Here is a 17,350-nt window from a genome sequence, read left to right as displayed (position 1 = left end):
AGTACTATATTTTCGGTTTTTTTACAGACTTAGAAAATAGGATGTTCCGCGCTGTTTCCCAACCATAATTTTCGTTAGATCTCCTTTAACCCATCATCTCCGTGTTAATTCCTAAGGCGCATAAAAACTCAGTTTTTAATACTCACCTGTTTATTCTTATACGAATTATTGTGAAGGGCTCTTGTCAGCTTTGTATATTCAACCCATAAATGCTTTAATCATATATCTCCCCTTTTGAAGAAACGTTCAACCCGGAAAATTTTAGAAGCGAACTTAGCCAGATCATCTGCTCTGAAGGACGACTTTATCTTGTGGCTTCATAACGTAAGAAGCCTACACAATGTGGGGGCTGCTTTCCGAAATGCGGATGCATTTGGCGTAAAAGAGATGTACCTGTCGGGATACACACCCCGGCCACCGCGACCGGAGATCACAAAAACTGCGATTGGAGCTGAGGAACATGTCGTCTGGAAAGCAATCGACAATCCGCTTCAGACAATTACAGATCTAAAAAAAACCGGCTATCAAATTATCGGCCTGGAGCAAACCAATCGCAGTGAACTGCTTTCGGAATTCAAACCGGAAACGCAGAAAATCTGCCTGATCCTCGGCAATGAAGTCACCGGCATCGATTCCGATATTATTCCCCTGCTCGACACCGCCGTTGAAATACCACAATTTGGAATGAAGCACTCCCTGAATGTCTCAGTGGCCTGCGGTGTGGCACTGTATGCATTTTTGCTGAAAGTGCAATCTCTAAGTTAATGTGAATCTTTTGCTTCCAAATTGGTAAATTTGTCCAATAGACGTTATTTTCGGCGCCCTACAGAAAGATTATAAACTTATGCCAAAACGAACACTTATTACATCCGCACTTCCCTATGCAAACGGGCCGATCCATTTGGGCCACCTGGCTGGTGCTTATTTACCTGCGGACTTTTACACCCGCTACCTTCGCCTTAAAGGAGAGGACGTTCTGCACATTAGCGGATCAGATGAACATGGGGTTCCTATTACAATTGCTGCGGAAAAAGAAGATATATCCCCACAACAGGTTGTTGATAAATTTCACATCCAGAACCAAAGTACGTTTGATCGATTTGGGATTGATTTTGACTACTACGGACGTACCTCCTCAAAAACTCACCGGGAAACCTCGCAGGACTTTTTTAATAAGCTGAATGAACAAGGGGTTTTCAAAAAGAAAACAGAAGAGCAGCTGTATGATGAAGATGCTGATATGTTTCTGCCAGACCGGTATGTAAAAGGCACCTGCCCTGTTTGCGGACATGGTGAAGCCTATGGCGACCAGTGCGAAAAATGCGGATCATCGCTCTCCCCCACTGATCTTATAGATCCGGTCAGCGCCATTACGGGCAATAAACCCATCACAAAAAAAACCGAGCACTGGTACCTGCCGCTTGGCAATTATCAAGACTGGCTTGAGGGCTGGATCGAATCACGCAATAACTGGAAGGCAAATGTAACCGGCCAGTGCAAAAGCTGGCTGAACTCGGGCCTGAGTGACAGGGCTGTTACACGTGATCTCACCTGGGGTGTTCCCGTTCCTCTTCCCGAAGCTGATGGAAAGGTTCTTTACGTTTGGTTTGATGCACCTATCGGCTACATTTCGGCCACCAAGGAATGGGCAGAAAAGCAGGGCGATCCCGATTTATGGAAAACGTATTGGCAAGATGACGACACGAGACTGATCCATTTTATTGGAAAGGACAACATCGTTTTTCACTGCATCATGTTTCCGGCCATTCTCAAACAGTACGGAAAATATGTACTGCCTGACAATGTACCGGCCAACGAATTCCTAAACCTTGAGGGCCGAAAGCTCTCTACATCAAAAGGGTGGGCCGTTTGGCTTGATGACTATATGGATGATTTTGAGCCCGATTTGCTTCGATATGTCCTGGGATCCACTCTACCTGAAACAAAAGATTCTGATTTTTCATGGAAAGATTTCCAGGTGAGGGTTAATAGTGAACTGGCAGACATTCTTGGAAATTTTGTGTACCGAACAACCAGTTTCACCCAGCGGTTTTTTGATGGAGAGGTTCCCGCACCCGACGATCTTAGCGATACAGATATAGCGGCTCTTGCAGCCATCAACCAGCAGAAAGAGCTGATTCAAAGAGCTTATGATAGTTTTAAGTTCCGGGAAGCTATTGCAGAAACAATGAACCTTGCCAGAACCGGCAACCGGTATTTTACGGAAACGGAGCCCTGGAAAACACGAAAAGAGGAACCCCAGCGCTGCAAAAATACACTCTATGTCTGTACACAAATCTGTGGTGCATTAAGCCTGCTTTTTCAACCGGTGATGCCCAAAAAAATGGCATTGCTTCGTGAACAACTTGGCATACCCCATCAAACCCCATGGGAACAAATAAATGATCATCTTGTGCCGGCGGGGCACCTTGTTGCCGAGCAGGAAATACTTTTCCACAAAATTGAAGACGATGTGGTAGAAAATGAAATTCAGAAGTTAAACGATAAATCGGCAGCCCCGACCGGCAAGGAAACAAATTTTCCACCTCTGAAAAAGACAACTACGTTTGATGACTTTATGTCGTTAGACCTCAGGGCGGGAAAAATTCTTAAGGCTGAAAAAGTAAAGAAATCAAAAAAACTAATTCAGATATCCGTCGATATGGGCTTCGATAAACGAACTATCCTTTCCGGAATAGCAGAGTTCTTCTCGCCTGAAGAGATCATCGGCAAATCTGTTTGTGTAGTTGCTAATCTTGCCCCTAAAAAAATGATGGGGATCGAAAGTAATGGAATGATTCTTATGGGAGAAGATTCCGAAAACCAATTGCATTTCGTAGAAACAGACGCCGAGCCGGGCAGTCCTATTACATGATGCTATCAGTTCAATAAATCTATGGATGTAAAAGAAAGTAGTTATATACCCGGTGTGACCATTGGAGAGTCAGAAACTAAATTTTGTTTCTACTGTAACGATGCCCAACATGTAGAGTGTGAAGTATTTGACGATTATGAGGATTCCTCAGGTTCACGCTACGACATGGAACAAGACGATGATGGCTATTGGCACCTGACGATTGACAAAAATCTGACGGGCAAGTGGTACGGTTATTATGTGGAGCATCCCGAAGAGATTGAAGAGAAGAACCCTTACCGTGGTAAACTCTTCGCAGATCCATACAGCTTACACGTTACAGTAAATGACAAATACGACCAGCGGGGAAAATCTTACATATTTGAGGATGCCTTTGACTGGGAAAAGGATCAGCACTGTTACCCGGACGATCCGCGCGACCTTGTTATTTACGAGACCCACCTAAAAGACACCACAGCACATGATAGCAGTGGTGCGTCAGGTGAGGGATTCTACCAAAAGTTTATTGACCTCAATCAAAAAGGCGGTATCGCTCATCTTAAAAAGCTGGGCGTAAACTGTGTGGAGTTTTTACCTCTTCAAAAGTTTGCACCGGTTGAGCCGCCCTACGGCGAAGAAACAGACGAAGGCTTTTTCAATTCCTGGAATCCCTATGCAGAAAATTATTGGGGTTACATGACCTCCTTCTTTTTTGTCCCGGAAAATTCACTGTCATCTGACGGAACAGGTAAAATTCGGGGATATACCACGGCAGCCGTTTCTGAGTTCAAAGAAATGGTTAAAGAGCTTCACAAGCATGGCATCACTGTTTTGATGGATGTCGTCTATAATCACACCTCCCTTTTCGACAGAAATCCGCATACGCATCTCTGTCCGCATACCTACCTGCGATACAATGATAAAGGCAAGCTGATGAACCGCAGTGGCACAGGTAACGAATATAAGTCTGAGGAGCCCATTGCGCGGCAGCTTATTCTTGACTCGCTCAAATACTGGGTCGAAGAATTTCACATTGATGGATTCCGGTTCGACCTGGCTGCCCTGCTCGATATGGAAACATGGGGGGCTATTCGTCGCACCCTTCATGAATTAGATACACGTATCGTATTGATCGCAGAACCGTGGGGAGGCCATTATGCTCCCGCTGAGTTTTCTGATTACGATTGGGCATCCTGGAACGACAGGATAAGAAATAGCATGAAAGGCTCGGACCCACAGCACGACAGAGGCTATATTTTCTCAGAATGGCAGCATGAAACCAGTCGCGGACGTCTCGAAAATATTATTCGAGGTACATTAAAAGAAGGCGATGGAGGCCTTTTTGACACTTCAGCGCATAGCGTCAACTACCTTGAAAGCCATGATGGTTACACACTTGCAGACTTCATCCGTATTGGCTTAAATCCTCAGCTGCAGGATAAGGTGATCAAAAATCCGCTCGCATTCAATAAATTGAACGAGCAGCAAATGGATCATGCAAAATTGGCCGCGATTACTCTATTTTCCGCACAGGGTATGACCATGATACATGCAGGACAGGAATTCGGGCGTTCAAAAATCATAGTTGAAGCGGACGTCGAAGATCCTGATGTTGGCAAAATTGACCACAACAGCTATCAAAAAGATAATGCCACAAACTGGCTCAATTTCGAAGTTCTCAATTTGAATCGTGACCTGTTTAACTACTATCGCGGATTAATCGATATCCGGCTCTCATCCCCTGCTCTTCGAAAAGCAAATCCTGAAGAAATTACTTTCGACCACTTCGACAACCCATTACTGATTAGTTTTTACATTAAAGGGACGGCCTCGGGTGATATGTATGATTACTTTATCATTTTAAATGCCAACTGGGCAGACTCAATTAACCATAACCTGCCGGAAGGCTCATGGGAACTAATAGCAAATAAACAAATTGCATCCTCGCAGTCATTTGATATCTTAAGCGGTGATGTTAATGTCCCTGCGAAAAGCGGAGTTATTTTCCGAAAATTTCGCCATTAATATTTACCGGGCATTCTTTAAAACTTAACTATATATTCGGAGTAAAATTTGGCTGACATACCCACAACTCCCCGTGGAAACTGGGATTCAAAACTAGGTTTTATACTTGCGGCTGCAGGATCTGCTGTTGGATTAGGCAATATTTGGAGATTCCCAACAGAAGCCGCCTCAAATGGTGGCGCAGCTTTCTTGCTCATTTATCTTGCCTGCTGTTTTTTAATTGGTTTCCCGGTTATGATTGCTGAAATGTCGATTGGCCGTAGCTCAAAGAAAAATCCGGTGGGGGCCTTTCGCTCTTTAAGTACCAATAAGTTCTTTCCTCTTGTGGGTATATGGGGCGTGCTTTGTGGCGTAATGATACTTTCATTCTACACCGTTATAGCCGGCTGGACTTTCAGCCATGTATTTGTCGAAATATTTGTATATGCAGAAATGTTTGAAGTGGCGAGTTTCCTGGCCGATTTTGAAAACGGCTATGTAAACGCTGTATTTGCTATTCTTTTTATGGCCTGTACCATTGGAATAATTCGGGGTGGCGTAAGTAATGGTATAGAACGTGCCACAAAATTAATGATGCCGATGCTGCTTATTATTCTAGTGATAATGACCGTATATGTCCTCTTTCAGCCGGGGGCAGGCGAAGGGATCGAAATATATCTCTACCCCGATTTCTCTATGATTGATATGGAACTCATTTTAGCAGCAATGGGTCAGGCCTTCTTCTCTCTCTCGCTGGGAATGGGCGCCATTATCACCTACGGCTCCTACCTGGGTAAAAAAGAAAATATAGCTGAAGCCGCGGGTTTCGTAACACTCGCCGATGTAGGTATTGCATTCCTTGCAGGCCTGCTGATTCTTCCGACTATTTATATGGCCCAGGCCGAAGGCGTTCAGATTTTTGATGCGGAAGGAAATTTCCTCGCTGGTCCCGCCTTAATCTTCCAGCTTCTGCCTGAACTGTTTGCCCAGATGGGCGGAATTACGGGCCTTTTATTTGGCGTACTTTTCTTCTCATTGCTTAGTATTGCCGCCCTCACCTCTACTATCTCACTGCTTGAAGTACCGGTTTCTTATGTAATTGATGAACACAAAATCAAAAGAAAAAGCGCAGCCCTTTACGTTGGGCTCGGAATTTTGGTTATATCACTAATTATATCATTCAACACAGCCCTCATTGATACGATCGACTTTACTTTTAGCGTAATTGGATTACCCCTTGGCGGGTTGCTCATTTGCATATTCCTTGGATATGTTTGGAAAACCGAGAACGCAATTGAAGAGATAAAACATGGATATGAAAATGTGAAAGACACGTTCTTTGCTAAAGCATGGACTGTATTCGTTAAATTTGTTTGTCCTTTAATTATCCTCATCATCCTCATTCAAACCATTTATAATAATTATTTCAGCAGTTGATTTACCCGGGTCAAAAGACAGGTTTGTTATCAATCAACAACTGCAGTATTTTTGTTCAAAATCTATAATTACGTATTTCTATGGCAAAAATTAGTACCTCTGATTTTCGAAACGGACTCAACATCGTCCTGGATGGTGAGATCTACACAATTGTTGAATTTCAACATGTAAAACCGGGTAAAGGCCCTGCATTTGTCCGCACAAAGCTGAAAGGTGTTGTTAATGAAAAGAATATTGAAAAAACTTTTCGGTCAGGCGAAAATGTTGAATCTGTCAGGATAGAAAGTCATCCTTACCAATTTCTTTACCAAGATGGCAATATGTACTTTTTCATGCATCAGGAAACGTATGAGCAGGTGCCCCTTGAAGAAGATCGGGTAGAGAAAGAGAAATACATCTCTGATGGCATGGTTTGCACGCTTGTAATAGATGTTGAGAACGATAAAATTTTGTATGCAGAACCCCCTGATCAAATAGAAGCTGAAGTCATTGATACTGATCCGGGATTAAAAGGTGATACGGCCCAGGGTGGCAGCAAACCCGCTACAATCTCCGGGGGAGCCGTAATTCAAGTACCCTTGTTTATTGATCAGGGTGAAAAAATCAAGGTTGACACCCGGACGGGTGAATATCTCGAACGAGCTAAATAAAAATAACCGATTACTATTATGGACTTAAAGTTAGTTAAAAACCTTCTTGATTTAATTTCAGACAGCGACGTTAATGAAGTTTCCATAGAAGAAGGGGATTTCAAAATAAAGGTAAAAAAACAATCGGATTCCCCGGCGGCTAATCTGCAGTACCAGATACCGTCACAGCCACAGGTTGCTCCTCAATCGCAGCCACAAACAGGCCAACAGGCAGCTGCAGCTCCTTCACAGCAAGAAAGCGGCACCAGCGAAAGCAAATCTCAGCCTGAGGGTGAAGTTGTGAAGTCTCCGATTGTTGGAACATTTTATGAAGCAGCGTCCCCCGATTCTGATCCGTTTGTTAAGGTCGGCGACAAAGTGAATGCCGGAGACACCCTCTGCATCATTGAAGCGATGAAAATAATGAACGAAATTGATGCGGAATTTTCAGGCACTGTAGAAAAAATCATCGTTGACGATGGGCAGCCTGTTGAATTCGACCAGCCGTTATTTATTATCAAAAAATCGTAACCCCTGCCCATGTTTAATAAAATATTGGTTGCAAACAGAGGAGAAATTGCTCTTCGGATCATTCGAACCTGTAAAGAGATGGGAATAAAAACAGTTGCGGTCTACTCCACAGCTGATCAGGACTCCCTCCATGTAAAATTTGCTGACGAAGCCGTGTGTATTGGCCCGCCGTCCAGTAAAGAAAGCTATCTTAAAATACCGTCTATTCTTGCGGCCGCTGAAATTACGAATGCTGAAGCCATTCACCCCGGCTATGGATTCCTATCCGAAAATGCTGAATTCAGCCGGATTTGTGCTGAGCACGAACTGAAATTTATTGGCCCATCTCCCGAGATGATTGCCAAAATGGGTGACAAAGCCACGGCAAAAGCTACCATGATTGAAAGCGGCGTTCCGGTTGTACCCGGGTCTGATGGGATCGTATCTACCTACGAAGAAGCCCAAAAAGTAGCCGAACAAACCGGCTTTCCACTAATAATAAAAGCCAGTGCGGGTGGCGGCGGACGCGGAATGCGAGTTGTAGAGAGCGAGGTGAAATTTAAACAATCGTACGATACCTGCCGGAATGAAGCCTCTACAGTGTTCGGCAATCCTGATGTTTATATCGAAAAATTTGTGGAGAATCCGCGCCACATCGAAATTCAAATCTTGGGTGACCAGCATGGAAATGTTATTCACCTGGGCGAACGGGAGTGTTCACTTCAGCGGCGCCACCAAAAAATGCTCGAAGAAGCCCCATCGCCTATTGCTACTCCGGAACTGCGCGAACGAATGGGAGCCGCAGCCGTTAAAGCAGGTAAAGCGATCAATTACGAAGGTGCCGGAACGATCGAATTCCTTGTGGATAAAGACCTCAACTTTTACTTCATGGAGATGAATACCCGAATCCAGGTTGAGCATCCGGTTACTGAGGAAATCACTTATATTGATCTCGTGAAAGAACAGATCAGGGTTGCTTACGGTGATAAAATTGACACATCTCCCCTGAAGATTCGCGGCCACGCAATTGAATGCAGAATCAATGCTGAAGATCCGGCCCATAATTTCAGGCCAACCGCCGGAACTGCCACTGCATTCAATATACCGGGCGGACACAGTACCCGTGTGGATACTCATGCGTATGCAGGCTACAAGATTCCGCCGCACTACGATTCCATGATTGCCAAGCTAATTGTAAGCGCCCCCACCCGCGATGAAGCCATCAAAAGGATGCGACGCGCCCTTCAGGAGTTTATTGTGGAGGGAATCAAAACTACGATTCCGTACCATCTGCAGTTGATGGATGATAAAGGATTTCAGACTGGTGAATTCAACACAAAATATCTTGAAAATTCTTTCAAATTTAATCCAGACAAGGAACACTAACGGAGCACCATGAACATACCATCAGATCTTAAATATACTCAGGAACACGAGTGGATTCGCGACAATGGCGATGGAACCGTGACGGTTGGAATTACCGATTTTGCACAAGGTGAACTTGGAGATATCGTATTTGTTGAGCTCGAACCGGAAGGGTTTGAGTTTGATAAAGATGAGGTTTTTGGCACCGTTGAAGCTGTTAAAACAGTGTCTGAACTGTTTGCCCCCGTAGACGGAGAAATCGTTGAAGTAAACGAGGATCTCGAAGACGACCCGGAACTGGTCAATAACGATCCGTACGATAAAGGCTGGATGGTGAAAATAAAAGTTTCCGATGCATCTCAGGTTGAGGAGCTCTTATCGGCCGATGATTACCAGGATGTAATTGATTAATGACGGACAATATTACTGAATGAATTCACTTACTGATGACTGGATTTTAATCCTCGACTTTGGATCTCAATACACGCAACTCATTGCCCGGCGTATTCGTGAACTGAATGTATACTGCGAAATACATCCGTTCAACACAGATCCCGACACGTTTAAAAACCATCCCCCCAGCGGTATAATTTTATCCGGCGGACCAAGCAGCGTATACGATGATGACGCCCCGGAGTTGAATCTGGACTACCTGGAACTGGACCTGCCTGTTCTTGGAATTTGTTATGGCCTTCAGTCACTTGCCCACGCCATACATCCCGGTGCTGTTGAAAAAGCAGAAAAACGAGAGTTTGGACGGGCCACTCTGCTTGTTGATGACAATTCTGATCTGCTTAAAGATCTGGAATCACAGTCAACAGTCTGGATGAGTCACGGCGATCATATTAAAGATCTCCCGGACTCCTACAGGCCAATAGCTCATACATCTAATGCGCCGGTTGCAGCCGTTCGGCATAATGAAAAGGAGATATACGGCGTTCAGTTTCATCCCGAAGTTGTACATACAGATGAAGGGAAAACCATTTTCAAAAATTTTGTTGATGATATTTGCGGATGTTCAAGAACCTGGACCGCCGCATCATTCATCGAAACTCAAATTCGGGACATTAGGGACCAGGTTGGCGATGAAAACGTACTTTGCGCCCTGTCCGGTGGCGTTGACTCAACTGTAGTTGCCACGCTTCTTCACAAAGCGATCGGCAATCAGCTACAGTGTATTTTCGTAGACAATGGTCTTCTGCGAAAAAATGAATATCAGAATGTACTTAACACCTACAGAGAGCACTTAAATCTGCCTGTAAAAGGCGTTGATGCATCGCAGGAGTTTCTTGATAATCTTAATGGAGTTGTTGATCCTGAAGAGAAACGCAAGATTATCGGTTCTACGTTTATTGATGTGTTTGACAGGGAAGTTCTCGATGAAGGTAAATACACATTTTTAGCGCAAGGCACTCTCTACCCCGATGTTATTGAAAGCATCTCCTTCAAGGGGCCGTCTGCAACTATTAAATCGCATCACAATGTAGGCGGGCTCCCTGAGAAAATGAACCTGACGCTTGTTGAACCCGTTCGCGAGCTTTTCAAAGATGAAGTTCGTAATGTTGGCCGTGAACTTGGCATTCCGGAATCGTTTATTGGGCGGCATCCTTTTCCCGGCCCCGGCCTGGGAATTCGAATTATTGCTGACATTACAAAAGAACGACTTGTACTGCTGCGTGAGGCCGACGCTATCTTTATTGACGCCCTGCGTGAGCACGATCTTTATGATGAGGTCTGGCAGGCACTTGCAGTATTGCTTCCGATTCAATCGGTTGGCGTGATGGGTGATGAACGGACATATGAATTCACAATAGCCCTCAGAGCCGTTACAAGTCTCGACGGCATGACGGCAGATTGGGCCCATCTGCCTTATGATTTCCTGTCAATCGTCAGCAACCGAATTATTAATGAAGTAAAAGGTATTAACCGGGTTGTGTACGATGTCAGCTCTAAGCCACCGTCAACAATTGAGTGGGAATAGTTCATTCTGTAAATTTATTCTATCTTCTTGCGCTTCCCGCTTTCAACCTAGCGCATGTCAATAAACTGGGAACATTTTCATCTCTCTGGTATTCATTTTACTGAACACAAATGACCTCCATGAAACAATTTACTCTTCTGACATTTTTTATATCCCTCATTTCCGTTTCTGCTTTCAGCCAAACGTTTGAAGAAGGATTAGAACTTTATCAACAGCAGCAATACGAGGATGCTCTTGAAATTTTTACAGCCCTCGATGACGGACGTTCTCTTTTATTTGCCGGAAAAAGCCATTTTGACCTTCAGAACTACCTGAAAGCAAATAGCTATCTTGAACAAGCTAGTGAGGCATCCCGTGAGGTAGCGTACCGACAGGAAGCTGATTTCACACTCGGACTATCCCACTTTCGGATGAAAAACTATTCAAAAAGTATCGACCTGCTGCACGAGCTCATTATATCTGAGGAGCGCGGCCGTGCAAAAGTGGATGCTCAGCAATTTTACAGGCAGCTACTTCAGTTTTTTACGCTCGATCAGCGTTTCGAAATTATTCAGTCAACGGATTATCAGGCAGTCGCAAAAGATATAGTTACGTCTTCCTACGGTACATTCAATCATCTGGACTATACCGCGCTGGTGAATGTTTTTCTGGAGAGAATCACCGATGATGAACAGCGGGCAACAATAGCTTCTGAACTCAACAGGCGAGCAAGGCCTGGTAGCGATAGTTTAGGTGCTCCTGCTTTGTCAACTCCTGATGGAATGGTCTACAACGTAGGTGTAATTTTACCCGCAAATGATGACCCGGGGCCGGGTATGCTTGTACCCAGAAACTTGTATTACGGAATTACTTTTGCAGCCGAAGAATTTAACAGCAGGTACACAGACAAAAAAATAGCACTGAACTACAGAAACTCCCATCGCGACCCCGATTCCACGGCAAAAGCATTTCACAATATTGTATGGAAAGGATTTTCTGACGCGGTAATCGGTCCGCTATTTTCTGAGACTGCCTCACGGATGGCTGGGCTTTCCGAGCAGTACATGGTTCCAATGATTGCTCCCCTTGCTAATTCCGATGAGATCAACCTGGACTATAACTACACGTTTCAAATGAACCCCACATTTGAGGTTCATGGAAAACGTATGGCCCGATACGCCGTCAGGCAACTCGGTCTTGATACGCTTGCTGTCATTACACCAAATGAGGCATTAGGCACCGCATCAGCCCGAAGTTTCAGGCATGAAGCAGAACGACTGGGTGCGTTCGTCTCTTACTACATTGAGGAAGATTTTTCGTCACTGGGCTACGATCTCACTGATTTCACCAAAGTCTTCACTACTGATAAGACGGAGATTGATTCACTTAATTATATTCCAACTGAAGGAATTTATGCACCATTTACCGGGCAAGCAGCCAATACGCTAATCAACTTGCTGATGACAGATCTTGAAGTACTTGGCAGTGATATGGTAATCCTTGGTTCTGAAGAATGGCAAAGCGCAAACCTTTCAGCATGGCAAGAAAGAAATTTTGCAATTTATTACTCCCAGGGGTTTGGAGAAGCTGCCGACACAAGTGCTGTTAGAATCTTTGAAGAGGATTTTCAAACCCGGTTTGGCCTTGAAGCTGATCAATTTTCAAAGCTCGGGTATGATATTGGTACCTACCTGTTTGAAAGTTTGTCTGAGTCCGGAAATCCTGCATTACTCACTCAAATTATCCGGAACAGGGATTCTTACAATGGTTTGGCGATTCGCATTAACATGGATGGTCAGCGTATTAATCAGCATGTATATATTCGTGCGCTTACCCCGCAAGCCATCAATGGAATGTCTTCTGAATGATTCGCAGGTAGTTTTAAAATACTCAGTCTGAGATGAAATAACCTCTTGGGAGCCACTTTATACGATTGATTGATCCTCTATGACTTAATTCTTCTAAAGATTCGTCCTGTGCCTCCGAGATGTTACATCATTGACACAACCAACTACCACCTATCAGCTTAACAACTACTGGTTAATTGCCTCTTCTCTCTCTACCTGACGTTTAATCCTGTACTGTTCGCGAATCCAGCGCCGCCAGTTTTCGCTTGACTCCCTATGTTCGTCAAACGTTTCATTAAAATCGTGATTACCCTCGGGCGTAGCCACCATAAATAAGTAGTCGTGTTCCTCGGGATTCAGAACGGCTCGAATTGAACGCAGATCAGGATTTGTAATCGGGCCCGGGGGCAAGCCTGCGTTCATATAGGTATTGTAGGGATGTTCATATGTGTAGTCTTCATATAAAAGCCGGCGGCGCTCACCCAGAGCATATAGAACGGTAGGATCTGCCTGAAGACGCATATTCCGTTTAATCCGATTTTGGTATAGACCGCTGATTCTCGCTTTCTCGTTCGCATCTTTTGCTTCCCATTCAACAATTGATGCCAGTGTGATGACTTCACCAAGCGAAAATGAACTGCGTGCAATTTCCTGCGCCAGTTCATTTGCCACATTTTGCTCAAACTCCCTATAAATTCGTCTGACCACTGCATCTGGTGAGCTTGTCCAATACATTTGATACGTATTCGGTAGCATTCTCGAGAACAGCTCTTCTCCTGTCAATCCAAGTTCTCTTGCCACTACAGAGCTATCAGTAAATAATTTTAAAAATGAGAGTGAGTCCGCCTGAAGCTGATTTGCAAGCCGTTCTGACAGGAGTTCAGGCGTTATGCCACTATGAACCACAACGTTACCCGGATCCTGAATACCTCGTGCAAGGTTTGATAATAATTCTGGATAGGAAATAGCTGAATTTATTTCATAGCGGCCGGGCCTGAATGAACGCCATCCGAGTAAATTGGCTGCCCACTTGAATTCTTCGTAGTCCACATCAACGTTAAGAGAATCAAGAGACGTGTGAAGTTCTTCAAAGCCAATGCGTTCATACACAAGCAGTTCAACTGTACCATCTGTAGTGATAGAATCTTCGCTGTAAAGCCGGGTATAACGCGTGCCAAACACCGCTGTAAAACCTATTAAAAGAATAAGAAGAGCTGCCAAAAACTCTCTGAATTTAAAATAAATCATACTGTATAAATGGTTAAAAAAGAGACTTTCATAAATTAGCAGCCTCTATTGTCCTCTGCGTTTCTCAGTTATATAAACAAACCGATTGCGGAAATATATAAACAAACCGATTGCGGAAACAATTCTTATATAAGGCCCCGACAAATTCTCAATACTTATCTTTAAAAAACGTAATAAGATTCTGTATATGATCTCTCAATTCTAAACCAATCAGTTCCGCTCCGGTTTTAACGTCTTCCCTTGGTACATTCTCAGCAAATTTTTTGTCCTTCAGCTTTTTTGTGACTGATTTAACTTTCATATCGGAAAATCCATTTGGGCGCATAAGTGCTACTGCCTTCATAAAACCGCTGATTTCGTCACAAGCAAATAGATAACGTTCAATCTCTGTTTTTGGTTTACGGCCCGTACGGTCAGGAGCATGAGCTTCCACAGCCCGGATAATATCTTCCGAATAATTATGCTCAGGTAATATTTCCTTCACTGCCTTTTTTGGATGCTCATCTGGGAACTTCTCCCAGTCCAGATCGTGAAGAAGGCCGGCTGTCCACCAGGTATCGACCGTATCGTCAGGTTTCTCTAGTTTTCGCGCGTAGCCTTCCATTACAGTTGCCACCATTTTGCTGTGGAGCTTCAGGCTATCTGACGTGACGTAGGAATGCAATAAATTACGGGAAGTAAGTCTGTCAGGTGTCATGGTTTCATGTACTATTTAATTTGATTCAGCGCGTCTCTGGCTATTTTCCGGTTATATTCAAAGCTGATACTTTTATAGTTGATCAGATCCACAACAGTACCAATCAAACATAAACCGCCCGTTAAGAGAAAGAGGATACCGATGCCGATGTGCCCGATAAAAAACCTGTGAACCCCGGCAACGCCTAACAGACCAAGCAGTATCATGATCATAAAAACAATGGGATCTTTTCTCCGGGCCCTGTAAATAGATTTAAACAGCTCCAGCTCCTCTTTAGATAAATCCTCAATACAATTTGAAATATATTGGAGTTCCTCACCTTCAAGTTCCGGAAAATGCTTTAAAGCTTCTTTCATCATAATGATTTGATTGATTGATTACGTATGATAATGCTGTAAATTCGATGCATAATAATAGCTGATCCGGGAATACCGAGTGGATGCATCCGAAAAGATTCTATCCATTCCCCTCTTGCCATCAAAGCAACCGACCGGCCAAACCCTTCACCTGGACAAAAAGTGATTCCAGCTATTTCAAACAAACAGAGTGTCTGTCCATTCTCATATGGGTTCAAAAATACCATGGTTATAAGTGCACCCGAAAGTAAAATCCACTCACAATGTAAAAAAAAGTATGATTGGAATGATTCAGAGATTCTCATAGTATATGTAAATCTTGGAATTATACATTAATTTGTCTCCAACATCTATTACCCGAAATCTAACGGATAAAACGTCTTAATGTACAACACTCTACGAAGGTTTTTAAAATTTGTTTTTATCTCATCTGCTACTATCCCATTCATTTTTGCATCAGCGACTTACGCACAAACCATTCCGGATTCTTTAAGAGGAGAACTTGAACCGGTCGTCATTGAAGCTACATATTCTCCTATTTCAATTGATGCTGCTCCTATGTCGCTAAGCTATCGACTTAGAAATGCAGAAGAGATGGCGGCAAGACCGGCGGTAACGATGGATGATTTAACATTCACTATTCCTGGCGTCACTATTAGTAATCGGGAAAATTATGCGCTTGGTGAGAGAATGTCTATTCGTGGTCTAGGGTGGAGGTCGCCATTCGGCGTGCGCGGTGTACAGGTATTACTCGATGATCTGCCGCTGACGGTGGCTGACGGTCAGACGATCATGAGTATGATTGATCCTGCGATGGTAAGAAAGATTGAGCTATTACGCGGCCCTTCCGCAACATTTTGGGGAAATTCGAGTGGCGGTGTTCTGCATCTCTCAACTGTTCCGCAACGCAATGCTCCGCTCCTACAGTATCGCGGGTATGGTGGCAGTTTTGGAACATTGAAACAGGAGCTGCAATGGAACTACGCAAATGAGCGCTCAAGAATTTACGGCTATACAACCTACTTTGAGACCGAAGGATACAGAAACTACAGCGCTGCACAACTTTTCAGAAGCAGTATTGGACTCGAACACAGCGTATCCGATAACGGACGATTAACGCTGAATGCTAATTATACCTCTATGCCCAAAGCTCAGCATCCCGGAGCTTTGACTGAATCTCAGCTTGAGAACGACCCAAAAAATGCACGAGATAATTTTAGAAACTCAAATGCCGGTAAAAATTTTGATCAGGCAATGCTGGGACTGTCTTACCTGCACACATTTTCAACGGGTGTCTTGGAAGTAACTACACACGGGACATACCGGGACGTTGAAAACCCACTGCCATTTGGGTTTATCGGTGTTGAACGCTACGCAGGAGGCGGAAGGGGAATTTTCTCGTTTAAATCCTTACCCTTCAGACTTGACGCCGGTGCTGAATTTAAAATACAGTCAGACGACCGCTTAGAAACAAACAATATTAATGGAGAACGGGGCGATCAAATTAGCGTGGAGCAGACGGAGTCAGTAGTAAATAGCGCCATTTTTATGCGCACAGGGATTCCGGTATCAGACGCTCTCACTCTAAGTGGCGGTCTGCGGGCAGACTGGATCACATTTGAAGCAGAAGACGGGCTTGGAAACAACCTTGAAGGTGAACGCGATTTCTTTTCAATAAATCCGAGCCTCGGCTTAAACTACACATTCAATAATTCCCAGATCTTTGCCAATTTCAGCACTTCATTTGAATCTCCGACGACCACCGAACTTGTCAATCGGCCGGGCGGTGGCAACGGGTTCAATCAAAACGTTGACCCTGAAAGCACTATTAGCTTCGAGAGCGGCGTTCGGGGGACCCTCCCGGCGCTGAATGCCCGCTATGATGTAACAGCGTACCGAATGCTGGTAAAAGATTTACTTGTCAGTTTTCAAACCGAAGAAAGCGGACCTACTTTTTTTAGAAATGAGGGAACTAGCGATCACTACGGGATTGAAACCTCTTTTCAGTTTACAACACATCCGATCTATTCTCTTGAACTCATGGCTAACGTGATGAGAGCCGTGTTCAACGGGGGTGATCTTGATGGAAATGATCTCCCCGGTGTTCCGTCATTCCAGAGCGGTGCTATTTTATCCCTAAATCCAGGCACACAACGTTTCACGCTTGAAGCGAGGCATACCGGACGATACCCGGCTGACAGCCAGAACAGCGCCCTAACTGATAGCTATGTGGTCACAAACTTGCGGTGGACCACGAAATCAATTCCGTTGGGCGGAAATACAGCACTGCGGCCATTTGTTAACGTTGGAAACATTTTTGATGTAACATATGCGACCAGCGTCAACATAAATGCATTTGGAGGATTTTATTACGAACCGGGAGCTTCCAGATCACTACAGGCCGGCTTACAGTTTAACTTTAATTAAGCTGTCATGGTCAATC

General features: G+C 44.2%; 15 protein-coding genes. 11 read left to right on the top strand and 4 right to left on the bottom strand.

Annotation, left to right across the window (positions count from 1 at the left end; all coding sequences use genetic code 11):
- Positions 1–234: 234 nt before the first annotated feature.
- The 10 genes from AABW11_RS10415 (at position 235) to AABW11_RS10370 (ending at position 12,627) form a co-directional block, all read left to right on the top strand.
- On the top strand, positions 235–765 hold the full coding sequence (locus AABW11_RS10415; protein WP_340105025.1) for an RNA methyltransferase: 531 nt from the start codon (positions 235–237) through the stop codon (positions 763–765).
- Between the two features lie 79 nt (positions 766–844).
- Positions 845–2,875, top strand: coding sequence for a methionine--tRNA ligase (gene metG / locus AABW11_RS10410; protein ID WP_340105024.1), 2,031 nt, complete (start codon positions 845–847; stop codon positions 2,873–2,875).
- 21 nt (positions 2,876–2,896) lie between these two features.
- Positions 2,897–4,879 carry an alpha-amylase family glycosyl hydrolase gene (locus AABW11_RS10405; protein WP_340105023.1) on the top strand — a complete coding sequence of 661 codons (1,983 nt, stop codon included), beginning with the start codon at positions 2,897–2,899 and terminating at the stop codon, positions 4,877–4,879.
- Positions 4,880–4,927: 48 nt separating this feature from the next.
- Positions 4,928–6,295 (top strand): sodium-dependent transporter, encoded by a 1,368-nt coding sequence (locus tag AABW11_RS10400; RefSeq protein WP_340105021.1) that lies wholly within the window; start codon positions 4,928–4,930, stop codon positions 6,293–6,295.
- Between the two features lie 80 nt (positions 6,296–6,375).
- On the top strand, positions 6,376–6,945 hold the full coding sequence (efp, locus tag AABW11_RS10395; RefSeq protein WP_340105020.1) for an elongation factor P: 570 nt from the start codon (positions 6,376–6,378) through the stop codon (positions 6,943–6,945).
- Between the two features lie 18 nt (positions 6,946–6,963).
- Positions 6,964–7,455 (top strand): acetyl-CoA carboxylase biotin carboxyl carrier protein, encoded by a 492-nt coding sequence (accB, locus tag AABW11_RS10390; protein ID WP_340105019.1) that lies wholly within the window; start codon positions 6,964–6,966, stop codon positions 7,453–7,455.
- Between the two features lie 9 nt (positions 7,456–7,464).
- Complete coding sequence (gene accC, locus AABW11_RS10385) at positions 7,465–8,820, top strand: acetyl-CoA carboxylase biotin carboxylase subunit (RefSeq protein WP_340105017.1); 1,356 nt, start codon at positions 7,465–7,467, stop codon at positions 8,818–8,820.
- A gap of 9 nt (positions 8,821–8,829) precedes the next feature.
- Complete coding sequence (gene gcvH, locus AABW11_RS10380; protein ID WP_340105016.1) at positions 8,830–9,210, top strand: glycine cleavage system protein GcvH; 381 nt, start codon at positions 8,830–8,832, stop codon at positions 9,208–9,210.
- 19 nt (positions 9,211–9,229) lie between these two features.
- Positions 9,230–10,780, top strand: coding sequence for a glutamine-hydrolyzing GMP synthase (gene guaA, locus AABW11_RS10375; RefSeq protein WP_340105015.1), 1,551 nt, complete (start codon positions 9,230–9,232; stop codon positions 10,778–10,780).
- A gap of 119 nt (positions 10,781–10,899) precedes the next feature.
- Entirely contained in the window at positions 10,900–12,627 is a 1,728-nt protein-coding gene (locus tag AABW11_RS10370) for an ABC transporter substrate-binding protein (RefSeq protein ID WP_340105014.1), read from the top strand.
- Positions 12,628–12,792: 165 nt separating this feature from the next.
- On the opposite strand, the gene mltG is transcribed toward AABW11_RS10370, so the two are convergent.
- From mltG to AABW11_RS20115, 4 genes are all read right to left on the bottom strand, one after another.
- A complete protein-coding gene (mltG, locus tag AABW11_RS10365) occupies positions 12,793–13,854 on the bottom strand; it encodes an endolytic transglycosylase MltG (protein ID WP_340105013.1) in 1,062 nt (353 codons plus the stop codon).
- Between the two features lie 148 nt (positions 13,855–14,002).
- Positions 14,003–14,551, bottom strand: coding sequence for an HD domain-containing protein (locus AABW11_RS10360; protein ID WP_340105012.1), 549 nt, complete (start codon positions 14,549–14,551; stop codon positions 14,003–14,005).
- Between the two features lie 11 nt (positions 14,552–14,562).
- Positions 14,563–14,910 carry a TM2 domain-containing protein gene (locus tag AABW11_RS10355; RefSeq protein WP_340105011.1) on the bottom strand — a complete coding sequence of 116 codons (348 nt, stop codon included), beginning with the start codon at positions 14,908–14,910 and terminating at the stop codon, positions 14,563–14,565.
- Complete coding sequence (locus AABW11_RS20115; protein WP_445263753.1) at positions 14,907–15,134, bottom strand: DUF2752 domain-containing protein; 228 nt, start codon at positions 15,132–15,134, stop codon at positions 14,907–14,909. Before AABW11_RS20115 ends, AABW11_RS10355 begins: the two co-directional genes overlap by 4 nt.
- A 157-nt stretch (positions 15,135–15,291) precedes the next feature.
- Between AABW11_RS20115 and AABW11_RS10350 the strand changes: the two genes are divergently transcribed.
- Entirely contained in the window at positions 15,292–17,334 is a 2,043-nt protein-coding gene (locus AABW11_RS10350) for a TonB-dependent receptor family protein (protein WP_340105010.1), read from the top strand.
- Positions 17,335–17,350: the final 16 nt, after the last annotated feature.

Source organism: Rhodohalobacter sp. 8-1 (assembly GCF_038150125.1).
Lineage (GTDB): Bacteria > Bacteroidota > Rhodothermia > Balneolales > Balneolaceae > SW132.
The sequence above is the reverse complement of the archived record's forward strand: the minus strand, read 5'-3'. Positions and strand labels throughout refer to the sequence as shown.